The following is an 18,209-nucleotide window of genomic DNA, read 5'->3' on the forward strand; positions in this document are numbered from 1 at the left end:
GTTAGTCATCTATGGCTAGTGACTATCTCGCGATTATATTTGACAATTACATGATTGCAAATGACTATAGGTGGTTGTTATTGTTTTGTTGAGTTAGGAAACATTGATATCGAACAACTAGGGATGAGGTATCAAATTTCCAGAAAAATGGCTGACTCTATGGAACTATTCATGATGAAGTGATGTGGGATTGACACCATTTAAAGATTATAAACCTATATTCTACGGTAATAAAAAGATGGTAACTAAAATACAAGCTGTTTCAACGGCCTCAATGTTTCTAATAGTCAGCTTGACTAGTGCAAACGCGAATGTAAACGAAAGGGCAAACGTAGATACTATTTCCCCGCAAAACTTTGAAAACCCAGCAGCAGAGTACTTACCTAAAACCTGGATGCATGCCATGAATGGAAACCTCAGTAAACTAGGTTTTACTGAAGATTTTAAAGCAATGAAAGAAGCAGGTATTGGTGGAGCTATTTTTTTTCATGTTCATCGTCGCAATATGCCCTACTCATCAAGAGGGCCCGTTCGATTTAATACCGATGAATTTCTAAACACCTTAGTGCATGCCGCAGCGGAAGCTGAAAAAAACGATATCGAATTTGGTATTCATAATGCTGACGGTTGGACGTCAAGTGGTGGACCTTGGGTAACACCTGAAATGTCGATGAAACGTATTACTTGGTCAGAGCAAGCAGTGCAAATAAAGCAAGATGGTACTAAGGTGTTACCGTCACAGCCGGGTTATTATGAGCAGTATTATCGAGACGTGGCGGTTATTGCGCTTCCTGCTAACCAATATAACCAAAGTAACGCCTTTGCTAATGCAAAAGTAACGGTTTCAGATCCTAAATTAGATGCAGCCTTACTCAGCGATAATGATTGGGATAGCGTGCTTACATTTAATCCAAATAAAGAAAATGACTATTGGGTGCAAGTTGAGCTTGATGAGCCAACCGCACTGCGCAGTTTACACATTGAAACGCCTAATCGACATGGTGACGCCGCGCTACAAATTTCTGATGATGGCGTTAATTTTACCACTGTGGTTGAAAAGTTAAGACGTCCTAGGCCAGGTGCCCGGTTATGGGCCTTTAGTCCTCAATTAGTGAATGACAAAACCGAAGGCTTTAAAGCCAAGTATTTTCGCTTGGTATTTGATAAACCGATAACCCTTAAACGATTTGATTTATGGTCAATTCCAAGATTTGATGATTGGTTTTCTATGAATGCTATGGAGCGTGGACGTTTAAGTCTCAGCCCGGAAGTGCCTTCGCAAGCCATTACCCAAGCAAAAGATGTTTTGGTGTTAAATCGTGGGCAGTTGTCTCAAAACGGGATTACATTGCCAAAAGGTGATTGGCGAATTCTGCGTTTTGGCTACACCAGTACAGGGGCTTTTAACGTGCCAGCAACCGTAGAAGGTGAAGGCTTAGAGGTTGATAAATTTGACGCGAAAGCGCTGCAATTTCACTTTGATCAGTACGTTGGGAAACTCGTTAAAAAAGCCAGAGAACAAGGCATTAACTCACTTAAAACCACTGAAATCGACAGTTATGAAGTAGGTGGACAAAACTGGACCAAAGATGTAGATCAAAGTTTTAAAGTAAAATTTGATTATGATTTTATACCTTGGCTACCATTATTGACAGGCCGCGTCATCGAATCGCCTGAACATTCAGGCGCCATATTACAAGAGTTTCGCCAGCACTTGTCAGATCTTATGGTTGAAAACTATTTTGGTGAATTTACCCGATTAGCCAATAAATATGGTTTAGAGTCTTACATCGAACCGTATGGCTGGGGGCCCTTTGATGAGTTGGCCTCTGGAGGTAAAGCTGACCGCTTAATGGGTGAGTTTTGGGTTAAATCTAATTTACCCAATAATAGAATTTATCATGGCCGCACCAGTGCTGCTATTTCATCGGGTCATATATACGGTAAAAAAATCATTTCCGCCGAATCATTTACCTCAACCGGTTTAGGCTGGAAAGGTCACCCGTATTATTATAAACATCATGGTGATCATATGTGGGCACGGGGTATAAACGAAACCATGTTCCACCGATTTGCTCATCAACCCAATAACCATATTAAACCGGGCATGACCATGGACTCGATCGGCTCACACTTTGATCGTACTCAAACTTGGTGGAATAACGGGGGCTCTGAGTGGTTTAAGTATTTAGCACGGGGCTCGTATTTATTACAACAAGGCGTACCAGACGCTGATCTTTTAGTGCATTTGGGCGATGTAGCGCCAGTGCGTGGTGGCAGCAATGTTAAAATACCCGCTGGTTTTGGTTATGACTTTACTAACACAGATGTATTACTGAATCGACTCAGCGTAAAAGATGGCTGGTTAGTGCTACCCGAGGGTACACGCTATAAAGCCTTGTATTTAACCAGAACGGATTACTTGCACGTTAAAACTTTAAAACGTTTACAGGCCTTAGTGGCCGCTGGTGCAACTGTTATTGGTAACAAACCCAAAGAGGTGATTGGATATAGTGAGTGGAAAAATAAAACTGAATTTAAACAAATTGCAGATGAGCTTTGGGCTGAAACTCCAAATACCATCAAAGTATACCAAAAAGGGGTTGTGAGTAACGCTAGTCTTGAAGAAACGATTACGCAGTTGAAACTCCAACCCGCGTTGTTGATAGACGATGAATCGGTGGAAGTGTTTGCTAAACGCCGTGTTGATGGTAACGATTTATATTTCTTCCATAGTGAAAAGCCTGAGTTTAGACAAATCACAGTCGATATTCGTGATGATGAAAGCGAAAGTGAAAGTAAAGGTATTCCTGAAATTTGGAATAATACCGATGGCACCATTGAGCAAATCCAAAATTATCGTCGAGAAGGCAATCGTATTACCTTTGATTTAGCCCTTGAACCTTACGCGAGTCGTTTTATTTTGCTCCGTCGTGATAATAAAACACCAATCTACAACGGCACGCACTCAAAACTGGTTAAAGACATATACCAAAACAGTGACAACGAAGCACAGGTAAGTGAATTAACTGGCCCTTGGAAAGTCGAATTTGATCCAGCGTGGGCAGGGCCTGGAGTTGTCACTTTTAATAACTTACAAGATTGGACCGCTCGCGCTGAAGAGGGTATTAAACACTATTCGGGCACTGCCAACTATGCGAAAACCTTTACCATTAGCCAAGCTCAAGTAGCAAGTAATCAACCTATCTATCTAGATTTAGGCGAAGTACAGCAAGTAGCCGAAGTCACAGTGAATGGTAAAAAATTAGGTACCTTGTGGAAACCACCTTTTGCTTTAGATGTGAGCAGCGCGCTGGTGGCGGGGGATAATCAATTAGAAGTGGCGATTACAAATACTTGGGTGAATCGTTTAATTGGTGACGAAGCACTACCCGACACTAGCGGTTATAGCATGGTGGGCGATACCGTTGCTTGGTTAAAGGCTAACCAAAAACCACCTAAAAGCGCGCGAGTGACCTTTACTGGATATAACTTCTTTAAAACTGATAAATCAAAAATATTACAAACTTCTGGGTTATTAGGTCCGGTGCGCTTAATTAACAGTATTAATAGGTAAACCATGAAAAAAATACAAACCTTATTATTCCTTTTTTTGCCTTTAATTGGGTTTATACCAATTACTGCTGGTGCTGTTAATTGGCAGGCTGAGTGGATTTGGACACCACAAAAAATTGGTAATCCCAATACGTGGGTGGCGCTGCGAAAAGAAGTTGAACTTAACGATTTCAACAGCAATGATAATGAGCAAAAGGTCATTGCTTATATCAGTGCCGATACTAAATATTGGTTGTGGATCAATGGTGAGATGGTGGTGTTTGAAGGTAGTTATACCGGCGGTCCGTCACCGGTAAAAGCCTCACCTCGAGTGGATTACTTCCCGCTCGCCTCTCATAAATATTATGATAGCGTCAATATCAGCAAATATTTAAAACCGGGTAAAAACACGATTGCCGCATTAGGTTGGTATTACGGCGCCAATGGCGATAAAGGCACGCATATCTCGGCTAGAGTCGCAGGTTTTATTTTTCAAGCTAAGGTTGGTGAACAAACCATTATTTCTGACGCATCTTGGAAAGCCAAAGAGCACAATGCTTATCAACCTGTTGAGAAAGAAAAGCACAGGCGTGTTGCTGCATGGAGTGTTAATTATGATGCTCGAAAAGACATGAACGATTGGAGTGTTGATGCTTGGTATATGCCAGGTTATAACGACACTAGCTGGGAAACAGCAAAGAGTTTGCATCGCCCTCCACGCGAGCCTTTTAATCAATTATTTCCAAGTGAAATCCCAATTTTAAATGACTTTGGATTAGCCAATTGTAGCAATTACCCAGCGTCTAAATTTCCGTTCATCAGTGACGGTAAAATATTCAAATGTAAGTTAGATTTTAATAAGAATGTCACCCCTTACTTTGATATTGAAGCTGATGCTGGATTAAAGCTTCATGTGAAATCAAATATGCGCTTAAACACTATTCAAACTTATTACACCACCAAACAAGGTCGACAGCAGTTTGAATCTTTGTCTTGGATGAACGCTCGTGTTATCGAATATACCATACCAAAAGGGATAAAAGTTCACGGGTTAAAATACCGTTGGACTGGTGTGGGTTCAACCCCCGGGCATTTTGAGTCTGACGATGAATGGTATTCACGTATCTGGCAAATGGCTGAAAATACTTTGTACATTTGTGCCCGTGATAACTTCATGGATACACCGGATAGAGAACGTGGTTTGTGGATTGGCGATGTGGCCGACCAAGCCAGCTATTTATTTTACTCAATGGACAAACCCGGTCGTGATTTACTCAAAAAAGCCATTAAAGTCACTATGGCCTTTAGTGACACTGAAGATGGTGTGTTTGCTGGTTTAGGACCAGGTCGTTTTCGTGAATTACCCGCGCAAAGCTTGCAATTTATTGAGCAAGGGGTTTGGCATTATTATTTCAATACCGGTGATCTAGACACAGTTAAATACGCATACCCATTTGTACATAGATATTTATCGTTATGGAAAAAACAAGAAAACGGTTTGATCGTACTCAGAAATGGTCACTGGCGTTGGACCGATTGGGGCCCACAGGAAACTGTGGATTATGATGCAATTCACAATGCATTATATTACAGCGCGTTAGTAGCCGCTCGTAAAATAGCGGTGGCGATAGGTGACGACACTCACATGGCGTTTTATAACCAACGTATTGATGAGCTGAAACAGGCCTACCAAGAAACATTCTGGCAAGATGGTTTTTTCAGCAGTAATCCTAAAAAATTCAAAGACGATCGCGCGAACGCTATCGCGATTTTATTTGATTTAGCAAAGCCAGAGCAATATCAACAAATCGTCGATAATGTATTAATTCCAAATCAATTTGCCAGTCCCCACTTTGAATGGATGGTGTATAACGCAATGGCCAAAGCTGGCCGTTATGATGATGCGTTAACCCGAATGAAATCCCGCTATGGCTTGCAAGTGGATAACCCTGCTTTATCTACCTTGGCTGAATATTTACCTAAAGGGGGTACAGAAAATCATGCTTGGAATGCCCCGAGTACTGTATTAAGCCAATATATTGCAGGTATTAAACCCACATCTGTGGCGTGGAAAACATTCCAAATACTACCCAATATGGCGCACATGAAGCGGGTTAAGCAACTGGTTCCTAGCGTGCAAGGGGATATTGATTTTGAAATTACCCGAACGAATAGTGAAATTAACCTAGCGTTATCTTCACCAGTAGGTACAAACGCTGTGGTTGGTATTCCCAAAGAGTACTTTGTCATTAGTTCCGTGAGCCTAAATGGTGATCTGGTGTACCAAGCAACTGGATCACAAACGGATCAACATGCAGCTATCAAATTTGCCGGTGAAGACGACAAATTTCTGAAGTTTGAAATTATTGGTGGCGATTGGATGCTTAAAGCTAAATAAGTAGGCAAGTGTATAAACAAACAACGACAATTCAATCAATTAGTAAAGTGATCCTATGAAAACCGTAATAAAAAACTTCGCTTGTTTAGGCGCGGTAATAAGTTTTATGTTAACACTGCAAGCCTGTGGCTTACTTGAAAATGATGGGACTAGTGCCAGTGCTGCACAATCGCTTCGGTTAAAACCTCATACTTTAAAGATCAACGAAGGTTTTGTTAATCCGCTGGGATTTTATGACGCAAAACCGAATTTTTCATGGCAACTTCCTACTCATAACACTGGTAATGGAAAAGTTAATCAACAAAGCCAATACCAAATTGTGGTGGCAACGACACCAGAGTTATTACCCCATAATCCTGACTTATGGGATAGCCAGACTGTACCCAGTAATCAAAGCACCTTTGTTGACTATCAAGGTGAAGAATTGACTTCAAGACAAAAAGTCTATTGGCAAGTGCGCTTTTGGGATCAGAACAATCAAGCATCCAAGTGGAGTGATACTGCCCTTTTTGAACTTGGTTTATTAAACAACAAAGATTGGCAAGCCCAGTGGATTGAGGTTGACTCGGATAAGCCTATCAAGCTCAATAATTTTGATACTCGTATTCATGTGCCACAACATTTACGTACCGAATTTTTAACTGATAAACCAATTAAACAAGCGCGTTTATACATCACCGCTAAGGGGGTTTTTGAAGCCTTTATAAATGGTCATAAAATTGGTGATGATATTTTAACGCCGGGTTATACCCCTTATAAAAAACGTATTGAGACCTTAACTTATGATGTAACCGCGCAGCTAGAACAGGGTAACAATGCTTTTGGTATTCAACTGGCTGAAGGTTGGTATGCCGGCCGTTTTGGACCAAAACGTCATTGGCATAAAAAGTTAGAGCTAACGCCAAAAGTATTGGCTCAACTGGAAATTGAATATACTGATGGCAGCAAACAAACCGTGCTAACCAACGATAATTGGCAAGCAACACAAAATGGGCCAATACGCACAGCTGGTCTATATGACGGTGAGCGTTATGATGCTAATTACCAGCTAACTAAAGAGGGCAGGGTATGGCATCAAGTGGGATACAACAGCTCAAGCTGGTCTGGGGTGAAAACCACTGACTTAGACACAGATGTATTATTACAGCCTAAACGCCACTTTACGGCTAAAAACAAACAGTTATTACCCGCCTTATGGGTAAACCAAGTTGACGGTAAAACCATCTTTGATTTAGGTCAAAACATGGTTGGTGTGCCTAAAATCAAAGTCCCTATGAAAAAAGGTCAAACACTCAACTTACGTTTTGGTGAAGGGGTAAATGAAGACGGATCGTTATTTACCAAAAACTTAGGCAGTGCCAAACAATTAGATTTTTATACCGCTAAACAAGATGGTGTGATTGAGTGGCAACCGCAGTTTACTTTTCATGGCTTTCGTTTTGTTGAAATCAGTGGATTTGACTCCGCTTTTGAGCCACAACTAGATTGGGTTAGCGGAGTGGTACAACATACTGACTTCGCGCTGACCGGCACCTTTACCAGCTCAAACCAAGAGTTAAACCAACTACAATCGAATATTGAATGGGGGCTAAAAGGCAACTTTTTTGACGTGCCTCTTGATTGTCCGCAACGCAGCGAACGTTTGGGTTGGACAGGTGATGCCTTAGCCTTTGCTCCAACTTCTTTATACATAGCTGATGTACACGCTTTGTGGTCAGCTTGGTTGCAATCGATTCGTGAAGAACAATTTGAAAATCATGGTATACCCGTTGTTGTGCCCAATGAAGTGGGCGACATAGCCCAAGCAGGTTGGTCAGACGCAGCAGTTACTATTCCGTGGGACGTTTATTGGCGCACAGGCGACAAGAATATTCTTGCTGACAATTATGAAATGATGACCCGTTGGATCAAATATCATCAAACCCAACTGAAAGACGGTGTTAGCGTAATGTGGACCGTGGGTGACTGGCTGCAACCTTATTCTACCCGTGAAGACTCACGCCGAGGTGAAACCGACAATAGTTTAATATCCACAGCTTTTTACGCCCGTTCGGTCGAGTTAACCCTCAACAGCGCCAAAGTATTAGGTAAAGAAGCCGATGTTGCAAAATATACTCAGTTATTGGCTGAAATCAAAGCTAACTTTCAGCAACACTTCTTTGCCGATAATGGCCGTTTAAAAGTAGGCGAACAAGCTCAGACTGCTTACTTGTTAGCCATTGGTTTTGACTTGTTAGATCCCATGATGACCGAAAAATCTGTGCCTCATTTATTAGCGACTTTTGATGCCGCTAAAGGTCATTTACGTACCGGTTTTTTAGGTACTCCTTTAATCGCTCCGGTATTAGACAAAATCGGCCGTGCTGATATCGCCTTTGACCTAGTGTTTAAACAGACCTATCCATCTTGGTTATATTCAGTGTCACAGGGCGCAACCACCATGTGGGAGCGTTGGGATGGTTTTACCTTTGATAAAGGTTATGCCGACAAAGCAGGATCGCTCAATCATTACGCTTATGGTGCTATTGGCCAGTGGTTATATGATCGCTTAGTTGGGATCAGTCCATTGACTGCGGGATATAAAACCATTCGTATTGCTCCCTTGGTCACTGAACACTTATCTTATGTTGAAGGTTCTTTTGCATCTGAGCATGGCTTAATTCGCTCAAAATGGCAACGGACCGAAAATGGTATGGTGTTGGATATTCTTGTACCACCTAATACGCAAGCGCAGGTTGAAATACCCACTGAATTCTTTAAAACGCATACTAATAAACAGGGAAAAGCGACACAATCGATAGGCGATACTATTTACCTTGACGGTAAACAAATACCTAAACAGCTAGGCCCAATCACGATAGCAATCTTAGCACCAGGTAAACATGTGATTGAAGTAAAACAATAACGATCTAGTTTAAAATTAAAATAATAGAACGAGTTAATACATCAAAAAATAGCCTGTATAGAGGAACCTCAGTCTGCAATTGGAATTTAATTGTGCACTAATTCTGTGATTGACGGATACAGACAATAGTGTTGAGGTTTACTATTTATTAAACACCTAGATGGGGCCATCTACTATCTACTCAACGCATTGCGCTTTTAAAGATAGTGAAGCAGGCGTAATATCTTCTTTGTTTAAGTCTTTGAAGTAAATTGATAGAGTAATTTTTGGTTCTAAAACAGAAAAGACAAATTCACAGTTGTTAATTTAGATGAAAAACACACGGAATTGAGTTAACTACTGGCGAGTTATCTTCATTGGTTTCCATAATGTCAGCCATATATGCCCACCATTTCTTTACGATTGGCTCAAGTGGTAATTCGTCCATTTTGTGATTTGATGTTCGTTTTAGCACAGCAAATAGCTTGTTCGATTCTTTTTCTAAAAATATCGAGTAGTCTGACACGCCTGCCTCTTTTAAGGCTGTTACCAACTCAGGCCAAATTTCATCATGTCGTTTTTCATATTCAGCCTCAAATCCTGGTAGTAAGGTCATAACAAATGCGACTTTTTCCATTTTTTTGCTTCTCATTATTATCTAATAAAACCTGCCCGAGGGCAGGTCTGCTATACCGTTTAATTGTTGACGTTATCTAAATACTTTTGCCAGGCTTGACTGTTCGTAATTTTACCCGCGCCTTCCCAAGCAAATCCTGCTTTGTATGATAATCTCCCTTGCTGGTCCGTTGTGGTAAACATCCAAATGTGGCTTTCGTCTTTAACGTCGCTTGGAAGATGTTTAATATCTTCAACCTTAGAAGGATCGAGTAACGCGCCTGTACCGACTCCCAAATCATCAATTACCTCCCAAGCAGAAATACGTCCTTTTTCTTTGTTGTAAGACACTTTGGCTTTTTCGTCATGTGTGGCAACACCAATCGCGATGGGTAGGGCACTAGGTTTACCGTCAAGTGTAAAAACGGAATCGACTTGGAATAATTGCGTCCCCATTGGCAATGAAATCGTTTTTATCTCTTTCACTATTCCAAGTGGGGTGTACCATTCATATTCCAGTTCAAAAGCAACTTTGTCATTACCACTTTCTATTACCTTGTAGCGTTTGAAACTGTGAGCAGTATAGGCTTGTCCATCTAACCAAATAGCTGTACCACCGACACCACGACTAATTCCGGTATGATACGGGTCATAACCCTCACCACGATCTTCATGGTATGAAATACCATTCACATAGTTTTCGTACCATTTATCGATAATCGAATAGTCTACTTTTTTAAACCAGGCATCTACACCACTTGAATGTCCTTTAAGTGGAGCCGCGGGGCCGTAAACGCGAAAGGCTACGCGGTCATTTTCCCACGCAAAGTCATCTCGGCGCTCTGGTACAAAGCGAGCATAGGCTTTAACTTCTGATTTGTTCGCTGTTAATTGAGCGTCATTGTCAGTTTGCTTGGTAGAACAAGCGATTAATACTGTACTCACGGCTAACGCAAGTAAAGGTAACTTAAATTTCATTTGCATGAATACTTTCCTGTTCTAGATATTTTGGCGACTTCTCTTGAATATGTGACACTGATTAAAATCGTTCACACAGTTTATTTTCTTAACTCAGTGCTTACATAAATAACACAAGCATAACACCATTAAAGTCATTAAAAGTCAAGGTCAGTCATCTTGAATCATTTTGGTTGAAAAGGCGCTTGTCGGCTACTGAACAAAGCTAGCTGTTTAATTAATATTCTAATTGCTTGATTTGAGTGACTGGGTGCCGTTAACCCAGTTATTTTAGAGAATCAAATGATTATGTAAGTATAAATAAAATTGCGTTTTTAAACTTTAAACTGTGCCTGTTTACAACATCCAGGCAACGATTTTTCTGCCAACGCTAGCATATAATCGTAGCCCCTTTTGATGTCATGCAACCTCAATTTAAGCATTGTGTGTGACTATAAATGATTGACAAAGATTTAAATTGGAGTGTATTGTGAGCGGAATTACTAAAAGTTCATAATTATTTAACAATTGACTGTCTGTAACTTAGCACTTTTAAAAGGCGTTTAAGACGATGATTACAAGTGTGTTAATTATCTTGAATGGATAAGGAAGTAACGGGTAATAGAACAAGCATATTTTTAAATAAGAACTAAATACAAAAAATGAGATAAATGCATATGATGTTACGCAACTGCCACAACTACCATGACTTAAGGAAGTTAGCGAAAAGTCGGCTGCCAGGACCGATATTTAATTATATTGATGGTGGCGCTGACGACGAAGTTACAATGCGTCGCAACTCTGAAGCTTTTCAGACTTGTGACCTTATTCCGCGGGTTTTGAAAGGTGTAAAAGATATTGACTTAAGTGTTAAAGTCATGGGGCAGCATCTTGACTTGCCAGTGTATTTATCCCCGACCGCGCTACAGCGTTTATTTCATCATCAGGGCGAGCGCGCCACCGCTGCTGCAGCGGAAAAATTCGGCACTATGTTCGGTGTATCATCGCTTGGCACAGTGAGCATGGAAGAAATTTCGCAACAAAACAACAGCCCTCAAATATATCAATTTTATTTCCACAAAGATCGCGGTCTTAACAATGCCATGATGCAAAGAGCCAAAGAATCAAACGTCAACGTGATGATGTTAACCGTAGATTCTATTACTGGTGGAAACAGGGAGCGGGATTTACGTACAGGGTTTTCCATTCCATTTAGGCTTAACTTAAGCGGGCTTTGGCAATTTGCGAGTAGGCCTATGTGGGGAATTAACTATTTAACACATGAAAAGTTCTCGTTACCGCAACTTGATGCTCACATAGATATGAGCGGGGGAGTGAGCTCAATTGGCGACTATTTTACTAATATGTTGGACCCATCTATGAACTGGAAAGATGTAGAGGAAATGGTGAAGTTCTGGGATGGTGAATTTTGTTTGAAAGGTGTAATGAGTGTGGAAGATGCTAGGCGCGCCGTCGATATTGGTTGTACCGGTATCGTTATTTCAAACCACGGGGGGCGTCAACTCGATGGCTCTCGCAGTTCTTTTGACCACTTAGCCGAAATAGTTGATGCAGTTGGTGACAAGATTGATGTTGTTTTTGATAGTGGCGTCCAACGAGGTACACACGTGCTCAAAGCGTTAGCATTAGGTGCTAAAGCAGTGGGCTTAGGACGTTACTACCTTTTTGCGCTCGCCGCAGCAGGCCAAGCAGGTGTAGAACGCGCCATGACGTTACTTGTAGCTGAAATTGAGCGTGATATGCGGCTAATGGGCTGTTCTAAAATAAGCGATTTAAATCGGGACCACGTTAGGTTTAGGTAGTGAGATTCAGTTTTACGCAATTAGCACATCTTCCAGATGCTCAAAATTAACCAAAATAATAAGCCTTTCGTACAGCGCATTGCAGGCAATATCAATAAGATAAGGAAAAATATGTACATTAACCTTTTGGGATTTTTAATCGTATTGTTGTTACAAATTGTTAGCTTTAGCACCAGTGCAACTATTAAGCATGGACTTAGAGACGCTCAAGATCGCCATATGATTCCACGGGGCTTTGTTGCAAATACAAATGACCATGCAGGTGCTGTAGATTTTCAGCCACAAGACTATTTAAGAATGTCGCGTATGGGAGCGAATGTTCAAGTTATTCGACTTGAGATGGGGCGATTAAGTCGCTTCGGGAATGGTAGTTTTGAGCCAGCTTATATGGAGCGATTAAAAAGAGGCACTAAACTCGCTAGAGAAGCCGGCATAAAAACTGTCTTTAAATTAACTGTTTATGGCACGGGTGGTTTTAGTTGGGAAGCGCTTTGGCGGAATAAGAATAACGAACAAGAAATTTATATCGATGCATGGCGTCATGTTTGGGAAGCATTTAAAGACGACGAGTATGTAATAGGATATGACCTGGTCAATGAGCCTAGAAAACTCGAAATGGACATTAGTTATGATGATTTAACCAATAAGTACTTGCTGCCATTCTACGAGAAAATAATAGACGCTGCATTACCTTATAGTGATCAAAAAAAATTCCTAATTCAAACTGTATTTATGAATAAGGGAGACGCGATTAACCGTAATCAATATCACGAAATAAAACAAAAAATAAACCGTAAAAATATTGTATTTGCGCCACATATCTATCAAGAAAATATCGATTATATCGGCCCGACTATGCAGCGTTTTGATAAAGAGGCGGATATGTTAGAAGCGCCAATTTTGGTCGGGGAATGGGGCTTCCCTACTTTTGTTACCACCGACGGCTCTGTAAAGGAACAGCTTAACTATATTGAGTTTTACATTAAAACGGCGGAAATTTTCGATGAAATGGGAATAGGAGCGATAAAAGCATGGTTTCTAGGAAATCGAAGCTATCAGAATTTTTTACCTGGTGGAGAATCTACCTGGGCCATTTTTTCAGATAAACAGGCAGTAGGTACCGTTGAAAGAAAATATATCACCGACATAATCGCAAGACCTTATCCACAATTAATTGCAGGTGATATCCAAAGTTTCATGTTTCATTTTGCAACACGCACGCTTGATTTAAATATACGGACCGACAATAAACGTGGCGCTTCAAAAATATTTATAGCCGCAGACCGTCATTATCCGGATGGTTTTTCGGTGCATGTAGGTGATGATTTGATTTTGAGTAAGAGTCCTCTTGCACTTGGATTTACGGTGCATCACTCTTCGTCAAACACTGATGTAAGCAACTTTATTTGGGATGAAAGTAAACAGCAACTGGTTGTACTCGCCTGGCCTAAAGATAATGCAGAAATAAACGTAAAGGTCAGCCCCGGGATATTTGAATTTGAAGATCCTAAAGCTAAAAACAATTAATTTTTACCATTGATTTAAACAATGAAGCGCTATTTAACACTGCATGTAGGCTGAATATATGACACCTGGTAAAGTTTTATGATAAACAGACGAAAATTTATACTAGGTGCAGCCGTCTGTTCAACCGCGACGATGACGCCTTTTCATGTATGTAGCCAATTAAAAAAAGAATACCCTAATGTTTTAATGCTCATTGTAGATGATTTAAATGATTGGGTTGGCGCGATGGGAGGGCACCCCAATGCCAAAACTCCTAACATAGATAAATTGGCTGACAAAGGAACTTTGTTTACCAATGCACATGCCCCAGCGCCATTATGTGGTCCATCTCGTGCCAGTATTATGAGTGGTCTTGCGCCTTCAACAACGGGTATTTACGGTCATATACGTGATAACGATATTCGTAAAGTGAATGACAAAACAGCTCATTCCATTTTTTTAAGTGAATATTTTAGAAAGCATGGTTATTACACGGCCGCGGTTGGTAAGATCTTTCATGAAGCAATTGCAGATGGCAGCTTCGATGATTTTGGTGGACGCTACAAAGGCTTTGGGCCATCACCAGAGAAGAACTTTAAGTGGGATAATCCGAAAACCAACACTGATTGGGGGGCTTTCCCTGAGCGTGATGAGCAAATGCCAGATTATGACTCTGCCCATTGGATCGCTAATAAACTAAAAGAACAACACAACAAACCCTTTTTTATGGCATGTGGATTTTTGCGCCCTCATGTTCCTTGGCATGTGCCTCAAAAATGGTTCGATATGCATCCGTCAAAAGACTTATATCTTCCGCCTTATATGAAAGATGACCTCTTAGACACGCCAGAGATAGCTCGCTTAATTACTGACCATCCAATGATGCCAACCACTAAGTGGGCTTTAAAGAATGGCGAATTCCGAAATATTGTACAGGCCTATTTAGCCAGTGTGTCGTTTGTTGATTCTATGGTTGGTATTGTTTTGGAGGCTTTAGAAAACAGCCAATATGCCAATAATACAGCTGTCGTGTTGTGGGGTGATCATGGTTATCATTTAGGTGAAAAAGAAAAATTTGCGAAAATGACTTTATGGGAGCGCGCAACCCGCACTCCGCTAATTATTAAGCCGCCAAAATCAATCGGTAAACAAGTCAGCAACAAACCCGTTAGCCTATTAGATTTATATCCAACTTTAGTAAAAATGAGTGGCTTGCCAGCTAATCCGCAAAATGAAGGCAATGATTTAACTCCCTTACTGAACAATCCAAATACAAAGTGGCAGCATGTCGCAATCACCACTTACGGTGAAAATAACCATGCAATTAAAACCGAACGTTTTCGTTATATTCGTTACGAAGATGGCTCAGAAGAGCTTTATGATCATCAAGTAGATAAAGAAGAATGGCGTAATGTCATTGATGAACCGGCGTATCAAAATGTAAAGATCGAACTTGCCAAACGATTACCCAAAGTTAATGAAAAGTGGACTAAGTACTCAACCTATACAAGTAATGACTATTTTAGCCAGAAGACCAAAGAAGCAGGCTGGCAAGAAACCGCTCATGATTAAATTTTATTGAACATCATTCGGTTCCGATAGTCATTAACCTTTGTGCGATTCGTTAGGTACAACAACATGGTTACTTTAACTACGCTAGCTTAGAGTTTTTGATTCTATGTATTGTTGTAATGTTTGTTGTTATCACAAAAACCTCCATCAAGGTACCACCGATACTACCAATCAACATATTATTGATTAGCCACAGAGATGCGCCTGCTATGATGCCTAATCGCATATTTACACCATGCAAACAGAACAAAGAATATACGCCAATCACATTAGCTAGTATGACAAGAAAATCCAAATAAGATTGATAGTTGTATAAACCAACGACTATCGTAATAAAAATAAATGCGAATGCAGTGGTATAAGAGCGGGTATAAATTGCAACAATAGATCTTACCATGCTCAGTAAACAAAGGAGCGCAGGAACTGTAGCGTCCAATAAATAAAAGTGGGAAGCATGTACCAAAAAGAACATCGCTAATAATGCTTTTAACGTAACATCTTTTTTCTGATAATAAGCAAGGATTGCTAACAGAAAGCTTATCCCGCCAATTAGTTGTCCTACTATATGCGTGTCCAAATTTCACATGACCTTAATGAAGGGATTAACCAGTGTGTTCGACGGGATAATGTAGTCGGACCATTTTTCTGTAGAATTTTTTACGCTTTAACATATCGTAAAAACGCAGTATACAAATTGATAAGTAATGTGAAAATAATTTGACCTCAGCTTACTGTAATTAGGGCATTCTAGGTCAACATATTTTACTAATCATCTCTGTTTATCACTAAAGCGCGCCATCTGCCCCTAGCGAAAGCCGTACCGCCATTTTCTGGTATTTTTCCATTTGTTACGGCTTTAGAAGATACTCTTATTGTATCGCCTTTTTGTAGCTCTACTCCATCCATATCGAAGTAGATTTCTTGATAATCTTCTTCCGTTTCGGGGTTGGTAAACTGGCCTATTACTTTATTATTTATTGAAACAGAATAGGATGATTCTCCGTCTGTTTCGGCAAGTGTCACTAAGGTAAGTGTATACTTGCCATCCTCTTTAGCTTGCACCTTATATTCGGCATGAGCGAATTTATTGCGAAAAGCCGCATTAACCGCATTTATCGCTAACGCATTTTCTGCCTTATGTCGGTAGTAGGGAATTTCTCCCGTGTTTTCTATTGTGAAGTCGTCTTTGGCATACAGAATTCGTGTATATTCTTTGATCTCCAATAGCTCCGTTTTTTCTGGCAATGAGCTGTAAAAGGCAAGCGTTTCCGCTTTATCTTTGCCATTAGGTTGATAGTTTTTATCTTGTGTCAGGAGTAGCTTGTCGAGTTCAAACCCATCTTCGCGCATAGATACCATTAGGGTATGCACACCTTTATGCGGTACTTCGATGATAATTGTATTTGGAGTACCGCAATGATTTGTGTCTCTTCTTTGAGCAGACGACCATGTCCAAGCATGTTTTCCTTGGCATAATTGCAATCGCTGTGACGATTCTGGCCATGAGCCATTTAAACCGATATGTATACCATTGTCTTCGCTACCTGTGCTATATGCTCTTGCCCAAACATAATATTTTCCGGGTGTTTCAAAATAAACTGGATAACTAAGCACAGCCATAGTGCCGGCTTGGTTCGTGAAATTTTCGTTCCTAATTAGTTCTTCGTGATGATTACTCCGTGTGTCAGGGAGCAATTCAATATAACTACCATTGCTAGCATCATGATAATGAGTTTGGTCAGCATCGGAATAGTTATGCGTTGGAGTGTTTTTGGAGAACACAATCCATCGTCTTTTGCTATCTAAGTGTTGAGACGCAAAGTTTTCTGCTTCCACAATTAACAAGCCTGAATGCTCGCGATGAGATTGTGCTGCATTGATGCCTGTTGCAAAAATAGCATTAACTATAAATAGGTAAAAAAGTCTTAATTTCATTTTCAGTAAATGACCTAAGTGCTACTAATCTTTATTCATCGTGTCTATTTGTAGAATGTCTTTTATTTCAGCTGGAGTGGCGTGTTTATTGCCGCCTTTGTTCGCTCCAGTTATCCACCAATAAATCATTCCTGCATCAGAGCAATCGAATTTATTACTTTGAAAGGGAACAACGCCGTCTTTTTCAGCATAGGCCATCATTTCCCAAATAAAATCAATACCTTCATCTGAATGATTTTTAGCCCAATCCCAGTCTGTAGTAGGTCCCTGTAAACCAACATTTTGATCACCTATTTGATGCTCGCGGACGCCAAAATCCAAAATTTGCTGCCAAGTAAAATAATCGCCACTATTATCATTTGCAGGGTGGTGAGAAACCACGTGAACATATTGCCGCTTGCTTGCTTGCGCAGATTCAAGCGCATAGCCAATGAGGTCAGGTTCTCCTGCTTCAACGATCCATAGCGGATCATTTTGGGATGACGAATTGATTGCATCAACTAGGTCTTGGGTTGCCCCAACTTGATCTTGACGACAATTATAAACATTCCGCAAATTTGTAAATGGCCCAAATAATTCCAGACCTTTTTTACTAAGTTCATCTAGCTTATTTTGCCGGCGAAGCTCGTTTTTAGAATCAATCTGAAATCGAGCTTTATTTCTAAAGGGGTCCAAGTCACAAGAGTGAGATAAGTGAACTAAGTTAGATGACAATCCCGTTTTCTGAAGTAATGCCAACATAACGGGAGTCGCTCCGATATCGTCCGGATCGGGAGAATTGCCATCAATGACTATGGCTAAACGGCCACTCGGAGGATTGATATTTTTAAGTTGATTTTCAAACTGGTTTACAGATAAATCTTTTGAATCACCACCAAGCTTAGGGTCAGCTTGACCACAAGAGACGCTTAATAATGCGCATAGCAGAATAATAGGCATCAAAATTTGTTTCATAATACTTTTC

General features: G+C 40.5%; 11 protein-coding genes. 6 read left to right on the top strand and 5 right to left on the bottom strand.

The window, feature by feature from the left end; translation table 11 throughout:
- Positions 1–238: 238 nt before the first annotated feature.
- The 3 genes from VUI23_RS08890 to VUI23_RS08900 are packed head-to-tail and all read left to right on the top strand — an operon-like array spanning position 239 to position 8,858.
- Positions 239–3,577, top strand: a complete 3,339-nt coding sequence (locus tag VUI23_RS08890) for a glycosyl hydrolase (RefSeq protein ID WP_342807893.1) — start codon at positions 239–241, stop codon at positions 3,575–3,577.
- A 3-nt stretch (positions 3,578–3,580) separates the two neighbouring features.
- Positions 3,581–5,953 carry an alpha-L-rhamnosidase C-terminal domain-containing protein gene (locus tag VUI23_RS08895; protein WP_342807894.1) on the top strand — a complete coding sequence of 791 codons (2,373 nt, stop codon included), beginning with the start codon at positions 3,581–3,583 and terminating at the stop codon, positions 5,951–5,953.
- A 55-nt stretch (positions 5,954–6,008) separates the two neighbouring features.
- Entirely contained in the window at positions 6,009–8,858 is a 2,850-nt protein-coding gene (locus VUI23_RS08900) for a family 78 glycoside hydrolase catalytic domain (RefSeq protein ID WP_342807896.1), read from the top strand.
- Positions 8,859–9,159: 301 nt separating this feature from the next.
- Here the strand turns inward: VUI23_RS08900 and rhaM are convergent, their stop codons facing one another.
- Positions 9,160–9,489 carry an L-rhamnose mutarotase gene (rhaM, locus tag VUI23_RS08905; protein WP_342807898.1) on the bottom strand — a complete coding sequence of 110 codons (330 nt, stop codon included), beginning with the start codon at positions 9,487–9,489 and terminating at the stop codon, positions 9,160–9,162.
- A gap of 44 nt (positions 9,490–9,533) precedes the next feature.
- Entirely contained in the window at positions 9,534–10,436 is a 903-nt protein-coding gene (locus VUI23_RS08910) for a DUF4861 family protein (protein ID WP_342807900.1), read from the bottom strand.
- Between the two features lie 650 nt (positions 10,437–11,086).
- Between VUI23_RS08910 and VUI23_RS08915 the strand changes: the two genes are divergently transcribed.
- The 3 genes from VUI23_RS08915 (at position 11,087) to VUI23_RS08925 (ending at position 15,310) form a co-directional block, all read left to right on the top strand.
- Positions 11,087–12,232: an alpha-hydroxy acid oxidase gene (locus tag VUI23_RS08915; protein ID WP_342807902.1), complete on the top strand. Its 1,146-nt coding sequence runs from the start codon at positions 11,087–11,089 to the stop codon at positions 12,230–12,232.
- Positions 12,233–12,343: 111 nt separating this feature from the next.
- Positions 12,344–13,759, top strand: a complete 1,416-nt coding sequence (locus tag VUI23_RS08920; RefSeq protein WP_342807904.1) for a cellulase family glycosylhydrolase — start codon at positions 12,344–12,346, stop codon at positions 13,757–13,759.
- 78 nt (positions 13,760–13,837) lie between these two features.
- Positions 13,838–15,310, top strand: coding sequence for a sulfatase (locus tag VUI23_RS08925; protein WP_342807906.1), 1,473 nt, complete (start codon positions 13,838–13,840; stop codon positions 15,308–15,310).
- Positions 15,311–15,389: 79 nt separating this feature from the next.
- Here VUI23_RS08925 and VUI23_RS08930 read toward each other — a convergent pair whose 3' ends face one another.
- The 3 genes from VUI23_RS08930 to VUI23_RS08940 all read right to left on the bottom strand — a co-directional run bounded on the left by VUI23_RS08930 (position 15,390) and on the right by VUI23_RS08940 (position 18,199).
- On the bottom strand, positions 15,390–15,887 hold the full coding sequence (locus tag VUI23_RS08930; RefSeq protein WP_342807908.1) for a YgjV family protein: 498 nt from the start codon (positions 15,885–15,887) through the stop codon (positions 15,390–15,392).
- A gap of 188 nt (positions 15,888–16,075) precedes the next feature.
- Positions 16,076–17,245, bottom strand: coding sequence for a hypothetical protein (locus VUI23_RS08935; protein ID WP_342807910.1), 1,170 nt, complete (start codon positions 17,243–17,245; stop codon positions 16,076–16,078).
- 24 nt (positions 17,246–17,269) lie between these two features.
- A complete protein-coding gene (locus VUI23_RS08940) occupies positions 17,270–18,199 on the bottom strand; it encodes a hypothetical protein (RefSeq protein WP_342807912.1) in 930 nt (309 codons plus the stop codon).
- Positions 18,200–18,209: the final 10 nt, after the last annotated feature.

This window comes from Alteromonas sp. M12, from assembly GCF_037478005.1.
Taxonomy (GTDB): Bacteria; Pseudomonadota; Gammaproteobacteria; order Enterobacterales; family Alteromonadaceae; genus Aliiglaciecola; species Aliiglaciecola lipolytica_A.

Coding starts and splice junctions, on each gene's coding strand:
- VUI23_RS08890 (WP_342807893.1), top strand. CDS start 239: ATGGTAACTAAAATACAAGCTGTTTCAACGGCCTCAATGTTTCTAATA.
- VUI23_RS08895 (WP_342807894.1), top strand. CDS start 3,581: ATGAAAAAAATACAAACCTTATTATTCCTTTTTTTGCCTTTAATTGGG.
- VUI23_RS08900 (WP_342807896.1), top strand. CDS start 6,009: ATGAAAACCGTAATAAAAAACTTCGCTTGTTTAGGCGCGGTAATAAGT.
- rhaM (WP_342807898.1), bottom strand. CDS start 9,489: ATGAGAAGCAAAAAAATGGAAAAAGTCGCATTTGTTATGACCTTACTA.
- VUI23_RS08910 (WP_342807900.1), bottom strand. CDS start 10,436: ATGCAAATGAAATTTAAGTTACCTTTACTTGCGTTAGCCGTGAGTACA.
- VUI23_RS08915 (WP_342807902.1), top strand. CDS start 11,087: ATGATGTTACGCAACTGCCACAACTACCATGACTTAAGGAAGTTAGCG.
- VUI23_RS08920 (WP_342807904.1), top strand. CDS start 12,344: ATGTACATTAACCTTTTGGGATTTTTAATCGTATTGTTGTTACAAATT.
- VUI23_RS08925 (WP_342807906.1), top strand. CDS start 13,838: ATGATAAACAGACGAAAATTTATACTAGGTGCAGCCGTCTGTTCAACC.
- VUI23_RS08935 (WP_342807910.1), bottom strand. CDS start 17,245: ATGAAATTAAGACTTTTTTACCTATTTATAGTTAATGCTATTTTTGCA.
- VUI23_RS08940 (WP_342807912.1), bottom strand. CDS start 18,199: ATGAAACAAATTTTGATGCCTATTATTCTGCTATGCGCATTATTAAGC.